General features: G+C 37.5%; 24 protein-coding genes. 6 read left to right on the plus strand and 18 right to left on the minus strand.

The window, feature by feature from the left end; genetic code table 11:
• Positions 1-328: 328 nt before the first annotated feature.
• The 3 genes from ACQKKK_RS13965 to ACQKKK_RS13975 all read right to left on the minus strand — a co-directional run bounded on the left by ACQKKK_RS13965 (position 329) and on the right by ACQKKK_RS13975 (position 2,845).
• Positions 329-631, minus strand: a complete 303-nt coding sequence (locus ACQKKK_RS13965; RefSeq protein WP_427616724.1) for a hypothetical protein — start codon at positions 629-631, stop codon at positions 329-331.
• A 71-nt stretch (positions 632-702) separates the two neighbouring features.
• Entirely contained in the window at positions 703-1,953 is a 1,251-nt protein-coding gene (locus ACQKKK_RS13970) for an ABC transporter permease (protein ID WP_427616725.1), read from the minus strand.
• Positions 1,946-2,845, minus strand: coding sequence for an ABC transporter ATP-binding protein (locus tag ACQKKK_RS13975; protein ID WP_427616726.1), 900 nt, complete (start codon positions 2,843-2,845; stop codon positions 1,946-1,948). Before ACQKKK_RS13975 ends, ACQKKK_RS13970 begins: the two co-directional genes overlap by 8 nt.
• 295 nt (positions 2,846-3,140) lie before the next feature.
• Between ACQKKK_RS13975 and ACQKKK_RS13980 the strand changes: the two genes are divergently transcribed.
• On the plus strand, positions 3,141-3,902 hold the full coding sequence (locus ACQKKK_RS13980; protein ID WP_427616727.1) for a GTP cyclohydrolase II: 762 nt from the start codon (positions 3,141-3,143) through the stop codon (positions 3,900-3,902).
• Positions 3,903-4,081: 179 nt separating this feature from the next.
• Positions 4,082-5,497, plus strand: coding sequence for a fibronectin type III domain-containing protein (locus ACQKKK_RS13985; RefSeq protein ID WP_427616728.1), 1,416 nt, complete (start codon positions 4,082-4,084; stop codon positions 5,495-5,497).
• Between the two features lie 212 nt (positions 5,498-5,709).
• Here ACQKKK_RS13985 and ACQKKK_RS13990 read toward each other — a convergent pair whose 3' ends face one another.
• The 12 genes from ACQKKK_RS13990 to ACQKKK_RS14045 form a co-directional block, all read right to left on the minus strand.
• A complete protein-coding gene (locus ACQKKK_RS13990) occupies positions 5,710-6,489 on the minus strand; it encodes a sulfite exporter TauE/SafE family protein (RefSeq protein ID WP_427616729.1) in 780 nt (259 codons plus the stop codon).
• 52 nt (positions 6,490-6,541) lie between these two features.
• Positions 6,542-6,769, minus strand: coding sequence for a sulfurtransferase TusA family protein (locus ACQKKK_RS13995; RefSeq protein ID WP_427616784.1), 228 nt, complete (start codon positions 6,767-6,769; stop codon positions 6,542-6,544).
• A 48-nt stretch (positions 6,770-6,817) separates the two neighbouring features.
• Positions 6,818-7,945, minus strand: coding sequence for an MBL fold metallo-hydrolase (locus tag ACQKKK_RS14000; protein WP_427616730.1), 1,128 nt, complete (start codon positions 7,943-7,945; stop codon positions 6,818-6,820).
• Positions 7,946-7,992: 47 nt separating this feature from the next.
• Positions 7,993-8,388 (minus strand): DsrE/DsrF/DrsH-like family protein, encoded by a 396-nt coding sequence (locus ACQKKK_RS14005; protein WP_427616731.1) that lies wholly within the window; start codon positions 8,386-8,388, stop codon positions 7,993-7,995.
• Positions 8,389-8,418: 30 nt separating this feature from the next.
• Positions 8,419-8,991: a sulfurtransferase TusA family protein gene (locus tag ACQKKK_RS14010; RefSeq protein WP_427616732.1), complete on the minus strand. Its 573-nt coding sequence runs from the start codon at positions 8,989-8,991 to the stop codon at positions 8,419-8,421.
• 39 nt (positions 8,992-9,030) lie between these two features.
• Positions 9,031-9,327 carry a rhodanese-like domain-containing protein gene (locus ACQKKK_RS14015; protein WP_427616733.1) on the minus strand — a complete coding sequence of 99 codons (297 nt, stop codon included), beginning with the start codon at positions 9,325-9,327 and terminating at the stop codon, positions 9,031-9,033.
• Positions 9,328-9,345: 18 nt separating this feature from the next.
• Positions 9,346-9,714: a rhodanese-like domain-containing protein gene (locus ACQKKK_RS14020; RefSeq protein ID WP_427616734.1), complete on the minus strand. Its 369-nt coding sequence runs from the start codon at positions 9,712-9,714 to the stop codon at positions 9,346-9,348.
• 27 nt (positions 9,715-9,741) lie between these two features.
• The gene (locus ACQKKK_RS14025; RefSeq protein ID WP_427616735.1) at positions 9,742-10,221 is read right to left on the minus strand and encodes a DsrE/DsrF/DrsH-like family protein; all 480 of its coding nucleotides are present in this window, start codon (positions 10,219-10,221) and stop codon (positions 9,742-9,744) included.
• Positions 10,222-10,352: 131 nt separating this feature from the next.
• Entirely contained in the window at positions 10,353-10,658 is a 306-nt protein-coding gene (locus ACQKKK_RS14030) for a monooxygenase (protein ID WP_427616736.1), read from the minus strand.
• Positions 10,659-10,693: 35 nt separating this feature from the next.
• The gene (locus tag ACQKKK_RS14035) at positions 10,694-10,954 is read right to left on the minus strand and encodes a metal-sensitive transcriptional regulator (protein WP_427616737.1); all 261 of its coding nucleotides are present in this window, start codon (positions 10,952-10,954) and stop codon (positions 10,694-10,696) included.
• A gap of 15 nt (positions 10,955-10,969) precedes the next feature.
• Positions 10,970-11,305, minus strand: coding sequence for a sulfurtransferase (locus ACQKKK_RS14040; protein ID WP_427616738.1), 336 nt, complete (start codon positions 11,303-11,305; stop codon positions 10,970-10,972).
• A gap of 341 nt (positions 11,306-11,646) precedes the next feature.
• Entirely contained in the window at positions 11,647-12,381 is a 735-nt protein-coding gene (locus ACQKKK_RS14045; protein ID WP_427616739.1) for a polysaccharide deacetylase family protein, read from the minus strand.
• A 361-nt stretch (positions 12,382-12,742) separates the two neighbouring features.
• Between ACQKKK_RS14045 and ACQKKK_RS14050 the strand changes: the two genes are divergently transcribed.
• The 3 genes from ACQKKK_RS14050 to ACQKKK_RS14060 all read left to right on the plus strand — a co-directional run bounded on the left by ACQKKK_RS14050 (position 12,743) and on the right by ACQKKK_RS14060 (position 16,377).
• On the plus strand, positions 12,743-13,930 hold the full coding sequence (locus ACQKKK_RS14050) for a DUF2515 domain-containing protein (RefSeq protein WP_427616740.1): 1,188 nt from the start codon (positions 12,743-12,745) through the stop codon (positions 13,928-13,930).
• Positions 13,842-14,303, plus strand: coding sequence for a CBO0543 family protein (locus ACQKKK_RS14055; RefSeq protein WP_427616785.1), 462 nt, complete (start codon positions 13,842-13,844; stop codon positions 14,301-14,303). Before ACQKKK_RS14050 ends, ACQKKK_RS14055 begins: the two co-directional genes overlap by 89 nt.
• 283 nt (positions 14,304-14,586) lie before the next feature.
• Entirely contained in the window at positions 14,587-16,377 is a 1,791-nt protein-coding gene (locus tag ACQKKK_RS14060; protein ID WP_427616741.1) for an alpha/beta fold hydrolase, read from the plus strand.
• A 580-nt stretch (positions 16,378-16,957) separates the two neighbouring features.
• Here ACQKKK_RS14060 and ACQKKK_RS14065 read toward each other — a convergent pair.
• Positions 16,958-17,359 carry a YybH family protein gene (locus tag ACQKKK_RS14065; RefSeq protein ID WP_427616742.1) on the minus strand — a complete coding sequence of 134 codons (402 nt, stop codon included), beginning with the start codon at positions 17,357-17,359 and terminating at the stop codon, positions 16,958-16,960.
• Positions 17,360-17,555: 196 nt separating this feature from the next.
• Positions 17,556-17,771, minus strand: a complete 216-nt coding sequence (locus tag ACQKKK_RS14070; protein ID WP_427616743.1) for a hypothetical protein — start codon at positions 17,769-17,771, stop codon at positions 17,556-17,558.
• Between the two features lie 239 nt (positions 17,772-18,010).
• On the opposite strand from ACQKKK_RS14070, the gene ACQKKK_RS14075 reads away from it, so the two are divergent.
• Positions 18,011-18,427 carry a PaaI family thioesterase gene (locus tag ACQKKK_RS14075; RefSeq protein WP_427616744.1) on the plus strand — a complete coding sequence of 139 codons (417 nt, stop codon included), beginning with the start codon at positions 18,011-18,013 and terminating at the stop codon, positions 18,425-18,427.
• Positions 18,428-18,774: 347 nt separating this feature from the next.
• Here the strand turns inward: ACQKKK_RS14075 and ACQKKK_RS14080 are convergent, their stop codons facing one another.
• Positions 18,775-18,906, minus strand: a complete 132-nt coding sequence (locus ACQKKK_RS14080; protein ID WP_427616745.1) for a hypothetical protein — start codon at positions 18,904-18,906, stop codon at positions 18,775-18,777.
• Between the last annotated feature and the right edge of the window lie 249 nt (positions 18,907-19,155).

The raw sequence follows: 19,155 nt of genomic DNA on the forward strand, positions 1-19,155 counted from the left end.
ATATAAAGGAAACCAAAATTTTAATGGACTTCATATAGTTCTCTCCTAAAACATTATTTTTTTCAATCTCTCCACTCAACAAGTATTGTAGAAAATGTTTGTTACAGGAATGTCACAATAAATATTGAACGAAGAGGAGTGATTTTTCTAGCTAATAAGAGAAAAATAAAGACGGTTCCTATATAGTAAGAAACAATTCTGAAATGAATTTTTTGCTTCTCGAAAACATAAAAAAATGCAGAGGATACACTTTTTTCATGTATCCTCCGCATTTATATAAAAGTATTGTATGTTCAGTTGACCTTCAGATTCCAAAAATGCGATTTTATCACTGTTCTTTTGAAATATTATTATTACTTTTCTTTTTCACTAAAAGAATGATTCCAATGATAAAAGCTATTACGCTATATAGCCAGGTGAACATAAAAGCAAGGCCCAATCCGATATTCGCGTCCAAATAATCGCTGTTCGCATGATCAATGGCTAAATATAGAAGCGGCGCACCTCCAATGATGAACAGGATGACCAAGAGAACATTCTTTTTCGCATTCCTGGCCGATAAAAAAATGATGGTGAAGGATAGCAAGAGAAACGCTTCTGAAGCTATCGTCAAAGTTACAAAATTGCTCATGATAATTCACCCCTAATCATGGTTGCATAAATGGAAAACTCCAACAGGAAATGAAGGATCAAGGTTTCATGTTAATTTTTCTTGGATAATTGCAAGGCATTCTTGATGCTTTTTAGTGATTTTGAGCTTCCGTACATCAAGACTCCACCACGATAGATTTTTGATCCGATTATACCAAGTAAAACAATGGTTAGGATCAACACTGAAATGCTGATGGCGATTTCCCAGAATGGAACATCAAGCATGCCTACGCGCAAGAACATGATCATAGGCGTGAAAAATGGAATGAATGATGTAATCGTAATATAACTGGCTGACGGATTCCCTAGTCCAAACATCGCAATCATGAAGGCAATGACAACTAACATGGTCATCGGTGAAATCATTTGCTGGACATCTTCAATTTTGCTGACAACGGACCCCAGACATGCAGCAAGAGTCGCATAAAGAAGATAACCAAGCAAAGCGAAGATGATTGCATAAATGATCGTTGAAATATTTATGTTGCCGAATCCAAAAAACGAGAAGAATCCTTCATTCATACCTGTCAAGCTTTGTTTAATCGAGAAATAACCCACGCCAAAAAATAAAAGCATTTGAGTAAGACTAAGCAAAGCTACCCCCATTATTTTGGCGAACATCTGCGTGACTGGCGGGACACTTGAAATCAGGATTTCCATGACCCGTGAAGTCTTTTCAGTAGCTACTTCCATTGCAATCATCGTGGCATACATCAACACACCGAAGTATATGACGAATAAGAGCACATACACGAGACCGCGTGCTTGATTGAGGTCTTCTTCTGTTTTTGCATTTTTCTGAAGCGCAATTGTATCAAACGCTGGCGGCGTATTCAATTGAGCGATTTGCTGCTCTGTCAAATTCAATTCCTTCGCAGTTATTTGACCCTTCAATTGAGTAAGCGCTAAAAGCAAATCATTACTTACTGCAGAATCTGAAATTTGATTCGCTTTATACGTTCCCTTGAACCCTAGGCTGTCATCCTTTTCGATTAACAGATACCCAACAATTTCTTCTGCGCTGACCATTTTCTCCGCTTCCTTTTCATCCTGAGCGGAAATGATCGATAGGTCATCATTCACACCTGTAACCGCATTTTTATAAGAATCAAATAAGCTATCTTCAGTCTGATCGATGACGGCAACCTTTTCCTGATCATCACTGTCGAATTTATCAATAAGATTCGAGATATTCGTAAGGATAAGAATCAAGGCCATCATAATGATTGTAGAAATGATAAAAGATTTCGTTTTTAATTTTGTTAGATATGTATGGGAAAGGACAATCCAAAATTTATTCATAGACGGCACCTACTTTTTCAATGAAAATATCAGTCAGCGAAGGTTCTTCCAATTCAAATTTTCGAACGAACCCTCTTGGAACAAGATCACGAATCATGTTCTCAGCTACATCTTCACCAGTGACTTGAAGGATTTTCCCTTCCATCGTGTTCTTAACTTTTGTTACACCAGGATACGTATCCAAGAAAGATAAATCAAAATCAGCTTTAATCGCCACATTCTTTTTACCAAAAGAACGCTTAATTTCTTTTAATTTCCCAGCCACAACCGGGGAACCTTTATGCATGATGCAAAGATGCTCACACATCTCCTCAACATGCTCCATGCGATGGCTCGAGAAAACGATTGTCGTGCCGCTGTCCCTTAAGTCGATGACCGCTTTCTTCAGTATTTCAACATTAACCGGATCCAGTCCGCTAAATGGTTCGTCAAGAATAAGTAATTCAGGTTTATGAATCATGGAGGCGATCAGCTGGATTTTTTGCTGATTTCCCTTTGAAAGCTCTTCTACCCGCTTATCGATGTACTCAGGCACCATAAAGCGGTCTAGCCAATACTCCAACTCTTTCAAAGCATCCCGTTTGCTCATCCCTCTTAATCTAGCCAAGTACACAATTTGATCGCGTACCTTCAGTTTTGGATATAGCCCGCGTTCCTCTGGAAGATAGCCAATCAATGAGCTGGTCGTATAATCGATTTTCTTACCATCCCAGACCACTTCCCCTTCAGTGGGGTCAAGCAGGCCGAGTATCATCCGGAACGTGGTCGTTTTCCCCGCCCCGTTCCCACCTAAAAAACCGAACATTTCTTTCTCGGGGATCGTTAAATCAAGCTGATTGACAGCTGTGAAATCCCCGAATTTTTTCGTGACTCCTTTGATTTGTAAAGCCAATGTACACCCTCCTAATATATGATTCTATTCCATGTTAACGGAAAGGTTTTCCAATTTCAACTGCCGAGAAGATCTAAAGAACTCTTCTCCCCATCATTATATGCAAAGTTCTAGAAACAAATTTCCACTATCGCTTTAGTAGATTTGGACTTTTGCTTCTTTTTAAAACAAAAGATTCCAAAAGAGTGGATTGGGCACAATATGAACAGCACTAATTAGCGTAGTATAAATTGTTCATAATAATATTTTGCCAAACAGTACACTAAATATTTTGAAACATAAGGAGGAAGTTTTTATGATTAATGAAAAAGTGGCTTTAATATTAGAAGATAAAATTAATGTTATAAAAGGTGATGAAAAATCCATTTTATTAGTCGGGCCTATCAAATTACCCGTTAACTTAGATGGCGAAACAACTATTTTCCAATGGTATTGCTGGTTACGATGTGATAATGTGGCAGGTCACTTTTGTAATGAAGGCTCTTATAATATGGAAAAGATCATTGAAACTTTAGCCTCTTCCAATTTAGCGGAAATGCAGCAATCCAGCGTGTTACTATATGGAGATTTTCATAATTCCGCGGATGCCCTTATCCGGATGCATAGTATTTGTCATACTGGCGATATATTTGGCAGTAAACGCTGTGATTGTGGCTTTCAATTAAAACATGCCATGAAAATGATTGCTACTCAAGGAACCGGTGCTTTATTTTATTTAGCGAATCACGAAGGAAGAGGCATCGGATTATTTAGTAAAGCCATGGCTTATGTTTTGCAAGAAGAAGGATTGGATACGGTGGAAGCGAATTTAGAGCTTGGATTTGTGGATGATGCACGTAACTATGATGACGCCATTCGCGTGTTAAAAAAACTGCGCTCCAATCCAGTGACACTTATCACCAACAATCCGCGAAAATTAGAAGCCCTTCAAAAGTCAGGTGCCAATGTTGCAGGCAGAATTCCGCTATGGGGAGATACCTCCGAGTTTAATGAAAAATATTTAGAAACTAAAGTCGTGCGTTCCGGTCATTTAAAAGATGTTACACAAAATGAATGATTCATTTTAATGAAATTGGCTTTACCCCTTAAAGGCAAAACCGAACTAATTCCCCTTGTTGGATACCATATCTTAACATTTTCAATATGTAAAATTAATAATATAGATATTTAGTTTTGTTATATTTAACTTGCTATCCTAAGGGATAGTAATCATAAATATATAGGAGGAAAAGCGACGTGAAAAAAAACTCAAAAAAATTGATTGCAGTTGCCCTAACTCTAAGCATTGTGGGTGGGTATGGCAGTAATCTATCTTTGGCAGCAGCTGAATCAAATCCCGATGTTAGTAAAGTGACCGTTACATTTAATGGCGATTCTACGAATTCTAAAGGATTCACTTGGTACACTTCACTGGATTCCAAGAACAGTGATTTACAGGTTGTGAAAAAGACGGGCGCTAAGAAGCCTGATTTTAAGAAAGCCTTAAAATTTTCAGGTACTCAAAACATTTCTACAAATTCTCAAAAAGAGTATGTACATAAAGCAAAAGCAACTCGGCTTAAGGAAGATACTGAATACTACTACCGTGTTGGAGATGCATCATTAAACATTTGGAGTGAAGTAGGTACGTTTACAACAGCTCCCAAAAAAGGTGTTTTTACATTTATTGACTTGGCCGATACTCAAGCTAAAACGGAAGATGAGGCTATCCTTTCGTCCGAAACCATTTCAAAAGCTTTATATACTGTCCCTAATGCCGAGTTCATGGTCCATAATGGCGACTTAGTTGACGATGGAGTCAAAGAAGAACAATGGAATTGGCTACTAGGTCACTCTCAGGAAAGCTTGTTAAATACGACGTTTGCACCATCCGCGGGGAATCACGAAGATGAAAATTATGCTTTTATCGACCACTTTAACCTGGATGTGCCTGAAAATTCAGCTACCGTAACAGGTGCTTATTATTCTTACGATTACAGTAACACTCACTTTGTTGTCCTTAATAGTAACGAGGATTCTGAGAAATATGCTAACTTTTCAGAAGATCAAATTGAATGGTTGAAGGAAGATGTAAAAGCAGCTAAAGCTAATGGCGCTAAATGGGTTATTGTTAATATTCACAAGGGACCTTATACGACTTCTAACCATGCAACGGATGATGATATCATGGATCCGAACGGAGTGAGAAACCAGGTGGCACCACTCATGGCGGAGCTTGATATTGACTTTGTCCTTCAAGGACATGACCATATTTATGCACGTACGAAACCGATCACGAGTGATGGTACGGCTTCAGAAACTGAAAAAATAACGGAAACTAAAAAAGGACAAACAGTTGAATATACCGTTAATCCAGATGGCGCTATTTATTTGATTCCTGCAACAGCTGGACCAAAAGTATATTACAAAAATCAAGATCCCGTACTTGGAGAAGCTTTCTATAATCTTTTCGAAGTAGCCGATGAAAATCATTCAGCGATCTATGGCCCAGATCCAAGCAATAACACCCGTCCAGTACGCGGCCAAATTCAAAACTTCGTTGGTATCACCATGGATAAAGACAAACTGACTGCCGTAACTTATGAGATTGATCAAAACAAGAATAATGCGGAACCTTATATTATTGATCAATTTGGTATCATCAAGAAATAACAACTTTTCGAAAAGTCAACCAAGCATATTGTTAAAACTAGGGAGATCCTCAGGGTCTCCCTTTCCTTTTGTTTCCCCCATTATTTTTCTTCTGGGGACACGAGGCGGATCTTCTATTCACCTCACAAAATTTTAAAAACCAAGAATACGTTGAGCCTTGTTTAAAAGATGACCTGTGTGGGATTCGAACCCACGCGTCAAGTGAACGTGCCTCAAGACAATATCCCTATCCATGTTTTCACAGCCGTCGCTAGAATTAATAGAGCCAATATGACTTGCAGGACTTTTACATTCATTTTTTTACCGGCCATCGCCCCAAGCGGTGAGGCTATTAAACTAGCGACAACCATGATCAATGCCGGATAGAAATCAACTTGCCCTGTTGAGATTTTCCCTGCTGTTGCACCAATGGATGAAATGAATGTGATTGCTAATGAAGACGCGATCGTAACCCTGGTTGGAATTCTTAAAACGATGAGCATGATGGGAACTAATAGAAAGCTCCCTCCAGCCCCGATTATTCCAGATCCTAATCCAACGATTAATGCCAGGATGGCCGCCAGCCATTTATTAAAGGTAACTTGATCCAAGGGAATGTCATCTATGCCTTTCTTCGGAATGAACATCATGACAGCCGCTATCAAAGCCAAAATGCCATAGATGATATTCACTCCGTCTTCCGACATCGATTGTGATCCAAAGCTTCCAACCACGCTTCCGATTAGAACGCTGATCCCCATATAGAAAATGAGCGTTTTATTTAAATGTCCGCTATTACGATAGCTCCATACACCTCCGATGGAAGCGAATAAGACTTGTACAGCACTTATACCTGTCACATCATGGGCACTAAATGCCACTAAACCCAAGATGGGGGGAATAAACAGAAGCATTGGATAATTTATAATCGAGCCTCCAATGCCAAGCATTCCAGAAACATATGAACCTATAAATCCAATCAAAAAGATGGTAATGATAAAAGTGATATCCATTGTAAGTGCCTCCCTTAAAAGAAGGGAACCCTAATGGTTCCCTTTCTCTCTATCAGCCTTTCCTGATCCAAAATTTCAGTATATCATTTTCTTCTGCAGTTTCCACTACCTCATGACCACCAGATTTTGACCAAGCAGCTAAATCTGCTTTAGCGCCTTTATCTGTCACATGTATTTCTAACACTTGACCAGATTGTAAATCATTCATAGCCTTCTTTGTTCTAACAATCGGCATTGGACAAGCAAGTCCCTTTGCATCTAACATTTTATCTGAATTCATCATACATCTCTCCTGTTTTCTTTAGTATATATAATCTTTTTTTTATGTTTAACGAACCGCACAGCGGTTTGGTCCAATTTCCATTTCGCGCTGTTTTTCCTCATCAGGGGTGATTTTCCCCATATTCGTTTCGCGGATTTCTTGATATGCGTTTGGCTGAGGAGGTAAGTTTCCTGTAACCAACTCTCTGAATTCTGTTTCGTCAGCAATGTTCAAACCATGATTTTCAGCAAATAACGTTCCTAATTCCTTCGCAACACTTCCGTCTTCATTTAATTCTTCAATGATCATAAAGTGAGATGGCAGTACAATTAACTCGTTTGACAATTCTCTATAGCGAGTATAAAGTGTTTCTCTCAAGTCTCCTACCCAATCCTCAGCCAATCCTGCTAAGTCTGGTCTACCAATGGAATCGATGAATAGAATATCTCCTGAAAGCAAGTATTTTTCATCGACTACAAATGAGGTGGAACCAATGGTATGGCCAGGGGAGTATAATGCTTGGATATCAATCGCTGAATGACCGATTTTTATCACTTTACCGCTTTCTAATGGCTGATATTCAAAAGTTACCTCAGCTGCATCTTTTGGCGGCAGCCAGTAAGCTGCATTTGTCCTTTCCGCTATTCGTCTTCCTCCTGAAATGTGATCGGCATGTAGGTGTGTATCTAGAACATGCGTAATTTTCACTCCGATTCCATCGGCGAAATCAAGGAAGGTATCAATCATTCTTGTGGAATCAATAACGGCTGCTTCACCATTGGAAACGACCATGTATGATAAACAGCCTTTACCTAGCCGAACAAATTGGTAAATTTCGCCACCATTGGTCAACTCGCCGATTTTCACTGGTTCCAAATGTTCACTCCATGTTTTCATGCCACCCTTTAAATAAGAAACATCCAATCCAGCTTCAGCTAGCATTTCAGCTACCATAACAGATGAACCTTCCTTTGCACAGACAACTAAAATTTCTTTATTTGCTGGAATTTTATCGATGATTTCTTCAACGCCATCTAGTAAATCAAAGTAAGGGATATTAAGGAATTCAAATTTCTCCCCTTCAATTTTCCAATCGTTAAAATCACTTTCATTTCGAACATCCAAAATAAATAATTCATCTTTATTGATTACTTTCTTTGAAACCTCTTTGGCTGTCATTTCATTCAACGTCATATATATACCCCCTATAGTATTTAATATTTCAAAATTTTTTACCTGAATTAAAAGGTTAAAGTTACATCAGCATCTTTAGCGAACTCTAAAAATGTGACAGCTCCACCCACTTCGATGCCGTCAACGAAAGCTTCTTTTTCCATGCCCAAAACGTCCATGGTCATTTGACACCCAATAAACTTGACATCCATTTCTTGTGCCATAGAAAGCAACTCTGGAATAGAAGGTACATTAGCTCTGGCAAATCCTTCTGCAAAATGTTCCTTACCTACTGGCATCGGTAGTTGTTGATTGGCCTCTTTATGGATTAAATTTAAGCCTTCGAATGTAAAGAAAATAGCTACTTCTTGATCCGTTGCTGCAGCTGCTGTTGCAATGTTAAATACTTTATATGCGTCAAACAAACCACCGTTACTAGCGATTATCGCTACTTTTTTAGACATGATATGTTCCTCCATTTTTAGGATTATATGTTATTCATTCACTGATTTTTGGGTAGGACCATTCCATTGGCTCATGCCCGGTTCAACATTAACCACTTGTTTAAATCCTGCAGCTGTTAGTTTTTGTGCAGCTAGGTCACTTCGGCTGCCAGAACGGCAAATCACGAAAATCTCTGACTCTTTATCAAGTTCATCCATACGTTGTTCCAATTCACCCATCGGGAGGGATTTAGCTGTTGGAATATGATTGAAAGCATACTCTGCCGCTTCTCGTACATCCAGGATGAACGTGTTTTGATTTTCTTCGATTTTTTGAAGAAGGCCGTCATTTGAAATGACTTTTTCATGCTTCTTCTCTTGTTGCTCTTCTCCGCCTGCTTTCCGAAGATAATGTTTTAGTGTGGTTCCTTCTTCAACTGTACCTATATATTGATGACCTGTACTTTCCGCCCAGGCTTTCATATCGGCAATTGACCCTTTATCAGTCGCTTGAACTTCCAGTACTTCCCCTGCTTCCAGGCCTTTCATGGCTTTTTTCGTTTTTACGATTGGCATAGGACATGCTAAACCTTTAGCATCCAAAACGGAATTTGTTTTGATCATTTTATTTCCTCCTGATGGGGGTATATTTAGCCTTAAAAATTATTCTATGGGACCTTCCCATTCATTCATGCCGCCCACCATGTTCAACACTTTATATCCATGATCCTCAAGTAACTGCGCTGCCCTTGAACTTCTGCCCCCTGATCGGCAGACCATGATATACTCTTTTGATTTATCTAGATCCTGCATTCTAAATTCCACTAGACCCAACGGGATGTTCAAAGCATTTGGTATTTTCCCTGCCTTTACTTCATCCGCCTCCCGCACATCAATAATATGGACTGGCGAGTTTCCCTTCAATAATGCACTCACATCATTCGGTAAAATTTCTTTCATCTTTATAATATCCTCCTTTTATTCGCGCCAAGAACTCATGCCGCCTTTTACGTTGGTGACTTCATTAAATCCGAGTTTTTTCAAAGCTTTACATGCATTACTGCTCCGCATCCCGCTTTGGCAAATCACAACAACTTCTTTATCTTTTGAAAGTTCTTGTGCCCTTTTGCCAAGTTCGTTTAAAGGTATATTTTTAAAGACCTTGATATGATTGCCCCTAAATTCATTAGGAGTACGGACATCAATGAATTGCTTACTGCCTTTGTTATTCAGCTCTGCTTTTAACTCAGCCGAATTTATATTTTTTATCCCCTTTGCCGGGACAAATCGCTGATATAAAAACCAAACGATGAGACCCAATATGATGAGATTAAATATAGTTCCCATTTGAACTCATCCCTCCAGTACCCCAATTTATATAAATAAGTTTACATTTCCATCTTCTGCTTCGGCTAAATAAGCCGCTACCCCTGCATATTCTATTCCATCCATTAATTCCTCTTGCTGCAAGCCTAATAAATCCATCGTCATCGTACAGGCAATCAGTTTCACATCTTGTTCTTGGGCCAACTCAATTAAATTCGGGAGTGACATGGCGTTATGTTTTTTCATCACGTGCTTGATCATTTTCGGCCCCATTCCAGCAAAATTCATGTTGGATAGACCCATTTTATCAGAACCACGAGGCATCATTTTTGCAAACATTTTTTCAAGAAAGCCTTTTTTTAATGACGGCGGCTCATCCTTCCTTAAAGCATTCAATCCCCAGAATGTATGGAAGATGGTCACTTCATGATCGTAGGCTGCGGCACCATTTGCTATGATATAAGCAGCCATTGCCTTATCATAATCACCACTAAATAAAATGATCGTCGTTCTTTTCTTTTCAGTCATATTTTTTCCCCCTAAGCCTATTTTTATTACCCGTACAGGTATATATTTCGTTAAAAAAATTTTTATATATACCCCTCGAGGTATATAATAAGACAAAAAATACTGTTGGTCAACCCTCTTTATTTATTTTTTTATTTAATTGGACCATGATTGATTTGAGTCAAACCTTCATTTACTTCAAATATTTTCCCATTAACCTCATCTATGCCAAAACCTTTTAAACGTGCTGTGTGCATAGTCAAGTACTTACAGGCTGATTCCCTTGACTCAAACAGATATATGCCACCAGCTTCCTTCGCTTCCCGATTTTCGGTCCAAATCTTCCAGATCACACCTTCTTCATCATTGATGCTTTTAGCTAAGCCAGCAAACCCTTCCACCATCTCGTGACCAAAGGGCCCTTCCATTTTAAAATCAACTTGTAAAATATAAGCCATGGATAACTCTCTCCTTTTTTAGGTCAGGTTCTCTTTTACCTGCTTTTAATCAATAACTCAACGGCTTCCTTGACAAGATGTTCAGTGCCTTCACCTTTTTCGACATTTTCCCGAACGCACTGTTCAAGATTGGCACTTACGATAACGCCCATGGTCCTGTCGATGGCATTACGTGCAGCAGCTAACTGAGTGATGATTTCCCTACAATCTTTCCCCTGCTCCATCATTCCAAGAACTCCCTTGACTTGTCCTTCAATCCGCTTCAAGCGATTAAGGACACTTTTATCATATTCCATATTCTACCCACCCATCTATTTACAAACACAATCACTGATCTCATAACTGGTTACCTTAATTCCTTTTCCAATTAAGAAACGGAGCCCCAAGTTCACTTCCAATTTATCTGAAGCAATTACATGAATGTTTTCATGTGGGATTTCTTCATTAAACCGTTTCAAATAAGCATAAGGGATATTCAAAACCTCTTCATCGACATTGTCACGCTTATGATTATAAGCCCTAATATCCAATAAAATGGCATCCTGTACTTCATTCTTTTTACAAGGAATGTTCTTAACAGGAACATACCGTTTATACAAAAACGGGACCAAAATTAGTAAAAATATTACAATCAGTAGAAAAATCATATCCCCCACCTCTATCAATATCTAAAATCTGTGCTTTTTACTCTTAGTTTACGCGTTCCTGACTTATGAGTTCATTTTATACCTATAGGGGTATATTGTCAAACTAAATAATTTCACAAAATATACTATACAGAAGAGTACCTGTGTACGTGTAAAGGCACAAAAAATTATTTAAAATGCAAGTTAAGAACAAACATAACACCGTTCAAAATTTTATGAACGGTGTTAATTCCTATAATTTTTCAATTTTTTTTTGATGTTTCCCCTTGTTTCTGTGCCCATTTTCTAAATAAGCTTAAGCACTTTCCCTTGGTTCCAAAAAGAAAAAGCAATTACCTGCTTCATTCTCTGTCAACTATCTTTGAAAAGTCATCAAGAGTACTTGAATACTTGATATAAATTCTTGGTAAAAGATAGAGTTCATCTTTAATGCCCTTCTCAGAAAATGGTTCAGGGGTTGTCGTAAGTCCAAACAAATAGTATTTCTTCGTTTCTGCTACGACTTTGTCGTTAAAATTCCCGTAAGGATACGCAAGAACATTAACTGGTTTACCCGTTATTTTTTGAATTTTATCTTTGGACCCTTTCAATTCATATTCATAATTTTTTATTTTCGTCAAATCGGGATGTGTAGCAGTATGAGACTGGATTGAGATTATACCCGAATCAGCCATCAGTTTTAAATCCGATTTCGATAATCTGTTGGAACGACCGATAAAGTCAGAAATAACAAAAATGGTGCCAGTTGGTTTAAAACGTTCGGTTTTCAGTTTTTGAAAGATTGCGAATGCATTCAGATTGTTTTTGTATCCGTCATCAAAGGTAATGAAAATGGGTTTGTTTACTTTATTAATGTCTTGCCACCGATCAAAAGTTAATAATGTGAAGCCATGGTCTCGCAAATAAATCATTTGTTTCTCGAAATTCTTCGGGGTTACATATAACTCCTTAGAACCCTGCCCTTTAAACTCGTCAATCGAATGATAAATCAAGATGGGCATTTCTAATTGCTTACCGAAAGCATGAGAGGCGAACACAAACGTGAGAAATAAGGAAATCAATACAATTTTTTTCATAGAACTCCTTTCTTAAGTACTTTGTTTACATATATGGTTCCACAAATTCCTAGAAAAAATCAGTAACCTTGAAAGATTACATGTCACACTTTCCAATACATCCTTTCCCTTCGTGTCCTTTGAATACTTTAAATCATGGTACAAATAACATTAAAATGTTCGCGCTATCTCTTGTACGAAAAAACGATAATCATTTGTTCTTAACGTTTGTAATAAACTGAAGGTAGCTGCATTGTTAAGATACATTTAAAAAATCTTAACTAGTAAGTTAAAAGATTAAAAAATTTGCTCATCTGATGGTTACCACGGTAACCTATTTTGCCTTAAAAGAAGAACATTCGTGTTTACGGGAGGAAGTAGGATGCAACACAACGATAGGAAAAGGAAATGGAGCGGCTTTTCCAAAACGATTCCGTATTCCCTTTTAGATGTAAAAGATGAATTAAAGAAAAAAGGTAAAAAACAGACTTCTGTTAAAAAGCGGAAATTAACGGGAGAAGAGACAATGTTAATACATGAAATTAAAGAACGAACAAGACAACATAACAATAATAATGTGACCCGAACCCATGCCTATTTTCAGTTTTACCTCCGTTACCCAGAAATACACTGGGCACTTCTTGGACATATGGTATCGCGAAATGGCGGTTGGAATATGACGGATTTAAAAGGAGATTTATATACAAGTCTATTGTCGGAAAAAGATCAACTTATCTTCTTTTCTTTTTTGGAACGCGGGAACTGGTTAATCTTCCAAGATGTGTACCCACAATTTTTGTTGTATGAACAAAGTGTCAAAAGATCAAAAAGACTGTTTCATCTTCTACCATTTTTCAATGTATCAACGTTTATGGAAACTTTGTGGAACCACTTTTGGAGAACAGGCGATAAGTATATGTTAGCCATTGCCACTGTTATTAATGAACAAAGCTATTTAGAAAAAAGGGTCATTCAAAATGCTCATTTTAAAAAGACCGTACTAAGTAGTATTGGATTCAAACTTTATGATTTTTTTCGCTTTAATCACATTCTATTTCCATTCTATAAGGATGAGACCAAACAAGAAACATTACTAGTCGGGAATACAATGAAGCATTTCACCTCCCTTCATGAGCGAATATTGCTGGGCAAGCGATTATACTCACAGCTGTTTAGCCGTGAGAACATCTTATCAGGAGTAGTAGATTGGGCTCATGATCATCCACATACCGGTTCGCGAAAAGACTACTGGCCGCATTTGTTTAATGATGTCAACGAAACATTCTCCCGTGCATTTTATAAACGTCGAACAAAAAAATGCCAATTAAGAAAAGGTGCGGATCGTTTATACAGTCCGCGATTAATATACACATGGAAAGATATTAATCATGAAGAGGAGGAAAGCAAAGACTGGTTTGAAGACTGGAAAATCATGGACTACTTAATCGATAAGGAAGAAAATACAGAAGGGGAGGTTTATGATGAGTACTGCAAAACGCTTGAAAAAATTGAACTTGCCATTATGGCAAAAAAAAACGTCCTACTCCGAGAAGAATCAGAAGACGAGTAACCTTCGGGCTTTTGTTGCCACCATAGTTCTCTCTTGTTTCATCGGGACTTATTTAGACTTACTGATTGTCGGTAAACAAATGTATGCCTTTCCAGCAAGACCATTCCCAGATATATTTACAATCAATGTCGCTTTTACATTATTGATATTGCCTATTTTTACTACGCTCTTTTTATGGATCGCAAAAACGTTGACTGCATTTTCAAGAATCCTGTTTATCGTTTTGATTGGACTTTGTATAGGTGTTTCCGAACCGTTTGCTGAGAAGTTAGGATTGTTTACTCATAGCGAAGCATGGCATCATTCTTATTCCCTTTTCGGATACATGATCTTCATGCTCCTTATTTGGAAATTTTACCGGTGGTTTCAATAACAGGCGACTGTATTATAGGTATAAAAAAACAAAGGGTGTCCCATCTGGATTGATGATTAAAAACTAAAATACCCCACGAATTTGACAGAAATCGGAAAAATCTTTTTAAACATTCCCTTCGCAACGATTTTGACACTCATAGCCAAGATACTAAGTGCATGATATAAAATGCATCTGAATATAATGGTTGCGAGACGTAATTAGATTCTTTTGACTCAGCTTTTTTATTATTTGGGCTATCTCAATCCCACTCTTTTTTCAGCATATTTTAAGGAGCGAATGTATGAAAGAAATTAGCATCAAATCATATTTATCTGTTGGTACTGTAAGTAACCCTATTTATGGTCCTAACAGTAATAAGATAATCTTTATTGCAGATTATTCTGGTTTACCGCAGGTTTGGACAAAGGATTTCGATGTAAGAGAACCAACCCAAACTTCTTTTACTAATGAACGAATCACTTTTTTTAAATACTTAAACAGGTCATCACAACACGGCCTATTTATCGGCATGGATGTCGGCGGTAATGAGAAGCAGCAACTGTTTTTCCTCAAGAGTGATGGTGTACTGGTTCCGCTTACCAACTCACCGGAACATAAACATGAATATGGGGGTCACTCACCTGATGGAAAATGGATAGCCTGGTCAAGCAATCGTCGAAATCCTGCCTTTTTCGATATCTATATTCAAAATGTCGAAACATTAGAAATACAAAGGGTTTTGTCAAAGGATGGTCTATATGCCTCCATCATGTGGTCTCCTGATTGTAAATCGTTATTGATTCGGAAAACAAATTCCCAGTTGGATAACGATTTAGGTTTACTGAATCTATGCACAGGAGAAATGAACTGGTTAACAGATCATCAGGGTGAAGCAAGCTATAAAAACCCTCATTTCAGCAAGGATGGAGATCATCTCTATTTATTAACAAATCAAGATAGGGAATTTTTTGGACTCGCGATCATTGATCTTTCAACAAAAAATATCACTTGGCTGGAGGTGGGACAATGGGACTTTGAAGGCCTCGCTATGAGTAAAGATCAATCAAAGTTAGCTTTTTCAATTAATGAAGGAGGGATTTCAAAAGGCATTCTTTTAGATCTAAAATCAAGTGCGCTTTATACATGGAAGACACCAATGGGGGTGTTAACTAGCCTTACTTTTTCACCCGACAATCAAAAGTTAGCCTACGTTTTCAATGGACCAGCCTATCCGTCTGATATATGGCAGGTTGACCTAAGAAAAATGAAAACAGAACGGCTTACTCAATCTCTTCAGTCAAAGCTTTTGGAAAATAAATTAATTGAACCTATTCTTATTTCATTTAAATCTTTTGACAATCTCCAAGTACCTGCATTTTATTTCAAGCCAAATACCGAAACAGAAAAAATTCCAGTTATTCTATATGTTCATGGGGGTCCTGAAAGCCAAATTCGGGCTGTTTTCAATCCAGTTCTGCAGTATTTTCTAAGCCTTGGATATGCAGTAATTACTCCCAACGTTCGCGGAAGTACAGGATATGGAAAAACATATACTCATCTCGATGATGTTCGTAAACGAATGGACTCCGTTAGAGATCTTGTTTCATTAGTAGATTGGTTAAAGAAAGAAGGAAGCACTGATTCTAATAGAGTTGCCATTATGGGAGGGAGTTATGGAGGCTTTATGGTTCTTGCAGCCATTTCCCATTACCCTGAATTATGGTCTGCTGCAATTGATCTCGTTGGGATTTCAAGTTTCAGAACTTTTCTTAAAAAAACCAGTCCTTGGCGACGCAAACTCCGCGAAGTTGAATATGGAACTATCGAAAAGGACGGAAACTTTTATGATCTGATTGATCCATTGAATCTGTCTGACCGGATTACCAGTCCGCTTATGGTACTCCACGGGTGTAATGATCCACGGGTTCCAATTGAAGAATCTGAACAAATTGTAAATAAATTAATGGCACGAAATCATCCTGTACAGTTTATCCGCTTTAAAAATGAAGGTCATTCCATCGTAAAAATAAATAATAAAATTACTGCCTATACAGCAATAGCACATTTCCTCAATCAATATATTGGTAAATAATTTTCCAATGAGTCTTTTATATTTTTATACATATAAATCCAAACAAAAGAATCATAGCATGGAATATTTTTTCCAATCCTTAAATTCACTTTCTGCTGAATCTAAGTCAATACTTTTGGATTTATATAGTAATAATTGATTTAAGTTTTTCAAACGGATTTCTTCCAGCTTGCCATTTAAAGATTTTTTGTGAGTACATTAACAACTATTCATGTGTCACTTGTTTTTGTCTACGTTTTCGTATATTTAGTCAAAGAAACTGCACCTCCTATTGTTAGATGGTGTATAACAATAGGAGGTGCAGTTCAACCTTGATTGACCCCTTATTATGAGGCATAACTCCAGCTTCAATTCAAAGGAAATTCAAGTTTTGAAGAGCATGTGCCGCAACCAATTTTACCGCATGGGTCATGTATCCTTTTTCGTTGTGATCTTCAGCAGCTTTGTAAGTTTTCTCTTACGACTTCTTGAAAGAACACGCTGGGCTTCTTTGGGGTTGCTAAAACGCAATTAGTAAAAGATATTTATTTGTGATGTCTAAGTAAAAATGAAAAGCCACCTATTCGGGAGCTTTCACAAATTATACTAATTCTTCAATTATTTCAGCACCATAAGAGTTGTCGATTATGCAGCGCCAGGTACCAATGGAATCTTTCCTAAATACATATGTCGCGGTTCTTTCCATAGAGAATTCGGAATCGTCTTTTTGATTAGCACTAAGCTGGGCTTTTGCCACAACCAATGCCGTATCACCCGTTTCGATAATTGCCATCTTTTCTTGATTGACGATTAAACTATGATTAAAGTAATCAGCGATAGCAACGAATGCGCGACGTATTTCATCTTTCCCTTTTGCGATTGTTCCAGGTTTGACAACTAAAGTTGCATCATCTGAATAGAAATCCATCAAATGATCGAAGTCCTCGTTATTTATTGCCCTATCTGCATTTTTTATAACTTTTTCCAGTTCATGATTTTCCATATTCACCCTCCAATACACCCCACTCGAAAATGAGGCCGGCTCATACTAAATGAATATTCGACTGCCTTGTTGAGGTATCCTGCTCATTAAGTAAATAAGAAAGAAAAATAAACAAAATAATAAACAGAGTAAGAATGAAATACAATGATGCCATCTCTTCTATTTTTTATTACAATACTAAGTCTTCTACTATCGCTTAAAAAGCATTTGTTTCATATTTATGAGGAAGATGAGAAGATAATTTTACTATTACTGTATCAGCTTTTGTTGCAATGTACATACGCTGGTCAAAACGCCCATGGGCTGAATATCCGCCGAATTGGTCATGGCTGACCCACCACTTATTATGATAGGAGAATCCTAAAAGATATCCATGAGCACTCGCCGCAAAATATTCTATTCCAGTCTCCATTGCAACACAGACCCCGCTTCATAAAGCTCCCAAAAATGAATAAGGGTTTGACCAATTCATATTTTAACAGCCCCTTCAGTCTAAATAAGAACATCCTACATTAAACTATTTCTAAAGTGATTAGTATCATTCTCCAATTACTTTATTTGTAAATTCAACAACTTCAGTGTCATTTAATACCCTTGGATATGTTAGAATATTCTGTATTGCAGTATTAACTTATTTAAGGGGGTAATTTTATGGAGAAATCATTTGAAGGAAACGCACTTTTACAAGTTTTAACAGAGGGAAAACAGCCTCCGAATTGTGATTTAACGTTACAGATTAAAGCAAATTATGCCCAGGAAGGAATTGCAAAGGGGGTATGGAAAGTAGATGAAAAATTTATAAACGGAAACGGTGTAGCAATGGGTGGATTTGTCACTTCTGCGGCAGATATTATAATGGCTTATGCTATTTCTTCTAAATTAAGTATCGGACAATCATTCGCATCTATTGATTTACATACTACCTTTCATCGGCCAGTAAGATTAGGAGACGTACAGGTTGAGGCAAAAGTAGATCGAATCGGGAAAAAAACAGCTTATCTAGTCGCTGATTTATTTCAAGATGATAAAAAAGTGGCAAGCGTTGTGTCATCAGTTATGATTCTTTAAACTGGCAAATAAAAGCATGTTGCACAAATAAGCCCTTGTAACATGCTTCCTTTAACTAAACTAGCAATTTTCACTTTATACATTCCTTTCATATATTCCAGCACTGTTAGATACATCACCCATTTTCTATTATCTTAGGTAAATTTCCTAATTTACAAGCACTAATTTTCCTGTAACAACAATAAACCCATGTGCGAGCCTGTTTTGGCCCCTGGTGCATGAGATTGTACAAGAACTCCCAGGTAAGATAAGATCTTGGAGGCTTCAGCCACTCTTTCTATTGATGTCCATTGACAACGATTTACCTAAAGATATCCATTTCAACTTTTAAAAATGAGTTTAACCCATTAAGCCACTGATTGGACCGTATTCGCATCATACAAAAGTAACTGTTTATTCTCCGCAGTTGGATTCTCTTGTGCTTGTAGAAAGGAGGCTTCCAGAGCTGACAACTTTTGTCTCAACTCATTGATTTGCACTTGTACTGACTCCTTAATAACAACTGCAGTAGCGTCTCTGAAGTATTGTTTACCTTCTGGCTTCATTGTTGCTTTGCATATCTTTCCAGTTGTACTCTTTTGGACATATTTGAGGTTTTTGTTGATGAAACATTACCAGATTGAATATCAAATGAAAACATCTTGTTACAGGGCCCACACCCGAATCAAGCTAAACAGATTTGGTTATCTCTGCTGCAATGGACAATTTTTTTATTTTTGATATATGAA

The sequence above is a fragment of the Peribacillus sp. NPDC006672 genome, assembly GCF_050274955.1.
GTDB lineage: Bacteria > Bacillota > Bacilli > Bacillales > DSM-1321 > Peribacillus.